This is a genomic window from uncultured Marinobacter sp. (genome assembly GCF_963974375.1).
GTDB lineage: Bacteria > Pseudomonadota > Gammaproteobacteria > Pseudomonadales > Oleiphilaceae > Marinobacter.
In genome coordinates this window covers 1-5,352 of record NZ_CAXBDN010000282.1, presented here as the reverse complement: position 1 = coordinate 5,352, position 5,352 = coordinate 1, and the positions used below count along the sequence as shown (strand labels likewise).

4 protein-coding genes and 1 pseudogene are annotated in these 5,352 nt (G+C 60.2%); 2 read left to right on the top strand and 3 right to left on the bottom strand.

Going from position 1 to position 5,352, the window contains the following annotated elements:
- The 3 genes from AAC035_RS18250 to AAC035_RS18240 form a co-directional block, all read right to left on the bottom strand.
- Positions 1 to 2,327 (bottom strand): ATP-binding cassette domain-containing protein (locus AAC035_RS18250; RefSeq protein WP_339806526.1); only part of this gene is annotated, 2,327 nt, incomplete at its 3' end.
- Positions 2,324 to 3,193, bottom strand: a complete 870-nt coding sequence (locus AAC035_RS18245) for a branched-chain amino acid ABC transporter permease (protein ID WP_339806525.1) — start codon at positions 3,191 to 3,193, stop codon at positions 2,324 to 2,326. The genes AAC035_RS18250 and AAC035_RS18245, both read right to left, overlap by 4 nt.
- A gap of 52 nt (positions 3,194 to 3,245) precedes the next feature.
- Positions 3,246 to 4,427 carry an ABC transporter substrate-binding protein gene (locus tag AAC035_RS18240; RefSeq protein WP_339806524.1) on the bottom strand — a complete coding sequence of 394 codons (1,182 nt, stop codon included), beginning with the start codon at positions 4,425 to 4,427 and terminating at the stop codon, positions 3,246 to 3,248.
- A 179-nt stretch (positions 4,428 to 4,606) separates the two neighbouring features.
- Between AAC035_RS18240 and AAC035_RS18235 the strand changes: the two genes are divergently transcribed.
- Positions 4,607 to 5,008: a nuclear transport factor 2 family protein gene (locus tag AAC035_RS18235; RefSeq protein WP_339806523.1), complete on the top strand. Its 402-nt coding sequence runs from the start codon at positions 4,607 to 4,609 to the stop codon at positions 5,006 to 5,008.
- A gap of 133 nt (positions 5,009 to 5,141) precedes the next feature.
- Positions 5,142 to 5,352: pseudogene (locus tag AAC035_RS18230) on the top strand (MFS transporter); the annotation flags it as partial.

Here is a 5,352-nt window from a genome sequence, read left to right as displayed (position 1 = left end):
CCTTCATCCCGCAGGGCCGCCAGTGCGTCGTAGAGTTCCGCCACCATGGCCGGTGCAAGGCCCAGGGAAGGCTCATCCAGCAGCAGAATGGCGGGTTTTGCCATCAGTCCACGGCCGATGGCCACCATTTGTTGTTCGCCACCGGACAACAGCCCCGCCGGTGAATCGATACGATCCCGCAGCCGGGGGAAGCGCTCCAACACCGCTTCGATATCCTCGGGAACCTGATGCTGGTCGGCGCGACTGTAGGCCCCCATCATCAGGTTGTCCCGTACCGTCAGCTCCGGAAACACCTGACGACCCTCGGGCACCAGGGCCAGGCCCTTGCCGGCAATGGTACTGGCATCCATACGCTGGATATTGGTGTTGTTAAGCACGATCTCTCCGCCACTGGCCGAGTGCAGCCCGGCAATGGCCTGCAGAATGCTGGATTTGCCGGCACCGTTGGCTCCCAGAATGGCGATCAGCTCACCGGGGTTTACCACCAGGCTGACACCTTCGACCACCGGGGCAGCACCGTAATCGATGACCAGATCCTTGACGAACAGGGTGGCATCCCGGCTGCCGTCCCAGGGCTCTGGTCGAGGCGGCGCCTGGTATTCGGTACTGCCCAGATAGGCACGAACCACGTCCGGATTGCCGCGCACGTCATCAGGCTCGCCCCAGGCGATGGGATGCCCTGAATCCAGCACCAGAATACGATCAGACACCGACATCACCATGGTCATGTCGTGCTCCACCAGAATCACCGCGATACCATAACCGGCAATGGTTTTCAGCAACCGTGACACCTGATCGGTATCGGCCCGGCTGAGTCCCGCCGCCGGCTCATCCAGCAGCAGCACCCGGGGCCGCATGGCCAGGGCTCTGGCAATTTCCACCAGGCGCCGGTCCACATGGGGCAGATCTTCCGCCGGCGTGTGAACCGAGCCCCGGTAGCCCACCAGGGCCAGCAGGTTCATGGCCAGTTTTCGCTCGTTGGCATCCTCGCCCCGCCAGCAGTCCTGCAGGCGGCCTCGCTGCATGCCGGCCAGCAGGTTTTCCAGCACCGACATCTCGGTGAACAGCTGGGTGGTCTGATAGGTCCGGGCGACCCCGGCACGGGCGATCTTCCAGGCCGGCAGGCCTTCCAGATGACTGTTCAGCTCGATGCTGCCGGCGTCCGGAGCATAGAAGCCGCTGATCATGTTGAGTACCGTGGTTTTACCCGCACCGTTGGGACCGATAATGCTGGTCACGCTACCCGGGGCTGCGGTAAAACTTACCTTCTCGGCAGCCTGGACACCGCCAAAGCGGATACCGATATCTTTTACCCGCAGCCCTTCCGGCGCGTCGGCGTCGCAGGTCAGAAAGGGCTTTAACAGGGCCAGGTCGGGGCTACGGGCCGGCACTTCGCGTTCGGTCCGGCCCCAGCGTTTCTGGATCGCGCCGAGAATGCCCCGGGGTGCAATCCACAGTACTCCCAGCAAAACGCCGGCGAAAAACAGCAATCGCATTTCCGCCATGGACGACAGCATCTCAGGTACCAGTACAATCAGCGCCGCACCCAGCATCGGACCGAACACCGTGCCTGCGCCACCGACAATCACCGCCAGTACAAACAGGATCGACTGGGTGAACGGGAACGACTCCGGGCTGATAAACATCATCAGAGGCGCCAGCAGTGCGCCGGCGATACCGGCAAACATGGCAGACAGCGAAAACGCCAGAGTCTTGGTGTACAGCGGATTGAAGCCCATGGAACGACCGGCGATTTCGCTGGATTTGACGGCTCGTATGGCCCGGCCCCAGCCACTGCGAAACAACCGGTAATAAAAGGCAAAGGCCGCCACCATCAGTGCCACCGCAACCAACGCCAGTCCGACGTTAGGAGACAGCGTGCCTATTTCGGGAGACGGAATACCCATCAGGCCGTTGGCGCCCCCGGTCACTGAGCGCCACTCCATCATGCCGTGATGAATAATAAAGCCAAAGGCGATGGTCACCATGGCCAGGTAGGGGCCACTGACCCGGACCGCCGGTATTGCCAGCAGGGCACCGACAAGGGCGGTCAGCAGACCCGCCATCGGTACCGCCAGGGCAAAGGGCACCCCGGCAATGGTCAGCAATGCCGAGGCGTAAGCACCGATGCCATAGAAGGCCACATGGCCAAAGGAAATCTGGCCACTGAGTCCGATGAGGATATTGAGGCCAACACCCACCACTGCGGTCAGCGCTACCAGGGTCAGCACCAGCAGGGAGTAGCTGTCCAGCAGGAAGGCAAGGGTGGCGCCGGTCAGTCCGAGGACAACCAGAGTCGCAGGTACAAAAAGGGTTCGCAGGTTCATACTTTCACCAGTGTCCGGGTTCCAAACAGGCCATTGGGGCGCAGGGCGAGGGCAACAATCACCAGACCAAAGGTCACCATCTGGGCGATGGTGGAACCCAGGTGCACAATGATCAGCGCTTCGGCCAGACCGAACAACAGACCGGCCATCACCACACCGTTGGCGCTGGCAATACCGCCCAGAATGGCCACGGCAAAGGCTTTCAGCCCGAACAGGGTACCCATGTCGGAATGGACACTGACCAGGGGCGCGATCAACAGACCAGCGATCCCGGCAAACACCGTCGAGACCGCAAAGGAGATGGCCACCACCCGGTTCACCGGAATACCCATCATCCGTGCAGCGCCGGGATTCTGTACCGACGCCGCCAGGATCTTGCCGATGCGGGTGTAGCGGCTGACCAGAAACAGACCCAGTACAATGGCTGCGGCCACCAGAGGAATGATCAGCTGCATCAGGTCGACCCCGGTGCCGAATACCTCCAGCCGATGGTCCACGGCGGCGAGGGAAAAACGGCGAGGTTCCTTGCCAAAACTGAACATCACCAGATTATCCACCAGCAGACCGCCGGCAACCGTTGCCATCAACCAGGCCTCCGACCCCCGGCTGTGGAACGGCCGCACCAGGAAGCGCTCCACTGCCAGGCCATAGAGCGCACAGAGGAACAGTGTCATGGCTGCAGCGACAATCCAGGGCAGGCCCCAGCGGATGCAGAAGACATAGCCCAGCACCGCGCCGACCATCATGGCGCTGCCCTGGGCAAAGTTGACGGTCTTTGACACGATGAAGGTGATGTGGAAGCCCAGCGCCAGCAGCGCGTACATGCTCCCCATCGCCAGGCCACTGATAATACTGGCGGTGATCATGGTGATTCCTCCCACCGACCGGGACCCTGTCCCGGCCGGCTGTTACGGCAGATCAGGGATTCAGTGGAATAATCCGGCCATCCACGAAGTGAGTGAACACATAGTCGTCCGGACCCAGGGCATCGTGCTGGTCCGGCGTAAACGGCTGCTCATAGAATTTGATCAGACCGTCATGGTCGCGGATATCGTAGAAGCCCTGACGGACTGCCGGGCCATCGGTACTGCCCGCCTCTTCGATAGCTTTGGCGGCCAGATGCATGGCGTCGTAGGCGTTGGCAATACCCACCGCCGGGGTCACATCTGCCAGCGTCTGGATTTCGGGGAAGCGCTCTTTCAGCGCCTCCAGAATACCCGCGCCTTTGGTGTCCTCTTCACCCTCAACAAAGGTGAAAGTCTGAATAAAGTGAACGCGCTCGGCACTGTCACCGGCCAGCTCGGTAAAACGACCACCGGCAGGGCCCCAGTGAGAGATGATGGGCACATCCCAGCCCATACGATCCAGCGACCGCACCACCTGGGCCGATGGCGCCACGTTGGCCACCATCAACAGGGCGTCAGCACCGTTGTTCTTCAGGCGGCTGAGCTGGGGCACCACATCGGTATCGTTCATTTCGAACCGTTCAATACCGGCCCATTCCATACCACGCTTGTCCAGCGCCTTGCGGAAACCCAGTTCGTTGGATTCACCCCAGGGATTGTTGATCAGCACCATCCCGGGCTTTTTCATATCGAATTCGTTGATACCGTACTGAACCAGCGCTTCGTCCACCAACTCGTCCACTGCGGACACCCGGAACACATAGTTTTCACTGGCGCCGTTCTGGGTAATGGGCGTACCCGCTGCCCAGACACCCATGAAGGGGAACTTCATCTGGTTGGCCACCGGCACGATGGCCAGTGAGACAGGCGTATCCAGACCACCAAACAGCACGGCTACTTCCTCCCGCTGGACCAGTTCCCGGGCTGCCAGCAGGCCGCGGGTGGGGTTGCTTTCGTCGTCGCGACGCAACAGCTCCACCGGCCGGCCAAGAATCCCGCCGTTGGCATTGATCTCCTCGATGGCGATTGTCAGCCCCCGGGTGATGGCCTCGCCGGACTGGGCCGACTGCCCGGATAATGCTGCCACCAGACCGACCTTCAATGGTTCAGCAGCGTGAATGGTTGTGGCCAGTGACATCACACAGGCTGCACCTACCGGTGCCAGCCATTGCTTCATTTTTCGCTTGATCGACATTACCCTTCTCCAGTTGCTAGCGTTTGCATATAAGTTGCTAGCAAAACAGATGCCAGTAAAATACCGGCTTGTCGCTGGAAATATTGGTAAACCAGGCACCAATCAGGCGCCACCCGGATTTTTTCGCACCAAAAAGTCGCGAAAACACCCGAATACAGTCTCAAACCAGGACCCACCTTATGAGCCACAAAATCGAAGCCGTAAAAATTGTTAGCAATTTTCTGGAAGCTTCCATGGTTCCCGACCCGGAACGGGCCGCCACCTATATGGCGGCCGATGTGCAGATCACCTTCACCGGCGGGCGGGCCATGCCTGACACCGCAACCATTACCGCGTTTAACGGTAACCGCTATGCCTGGGTAAAGAAGGCATTGGGCCATTTCGACTGGACCGAGCACCCGGACTACACCGTGGTTTACTCCAACGGCACCCTATACGGTGAGTGGCCCGACGGCCGACCCTTTGCCGGTAATCGCTATCTGGATCGCTTTGAGGTTCGTAACGGCAAGATCACCCGTATGGACGTCTGGAATGACAGCGCCGAATGGATTCTGGAGCCGACGCTGAATCGCAGCGAGTGAACGCACCGTGGTATGATGCGGTCTGATTGATGGGGTTGAGTGGGTTGCGGTTGTGGCGCGTTAGCAGGCTCACAGAACCGGTAACCGCGAAGCCCCTATAATGATTTCCCGCACCCCCAGCCAGGTCGCCAACATGACAAATACCGGAAAGGAGTACCCCACCCACAAGCCCCGGCCGTGGGTAGATCTTCTGGTCAGCATTATCATTCCCTCCGCCATATTGATGAAGCTCAGCGGAGATGAGTATCTGGGCAGCACCTGGGCCCTGCTGATCGGTCTTGCCTTTCCATTGGGCTGGGGGCTGTTCGAACTGGTTCGTTACCGCAAGTACAACTTTATTGCGG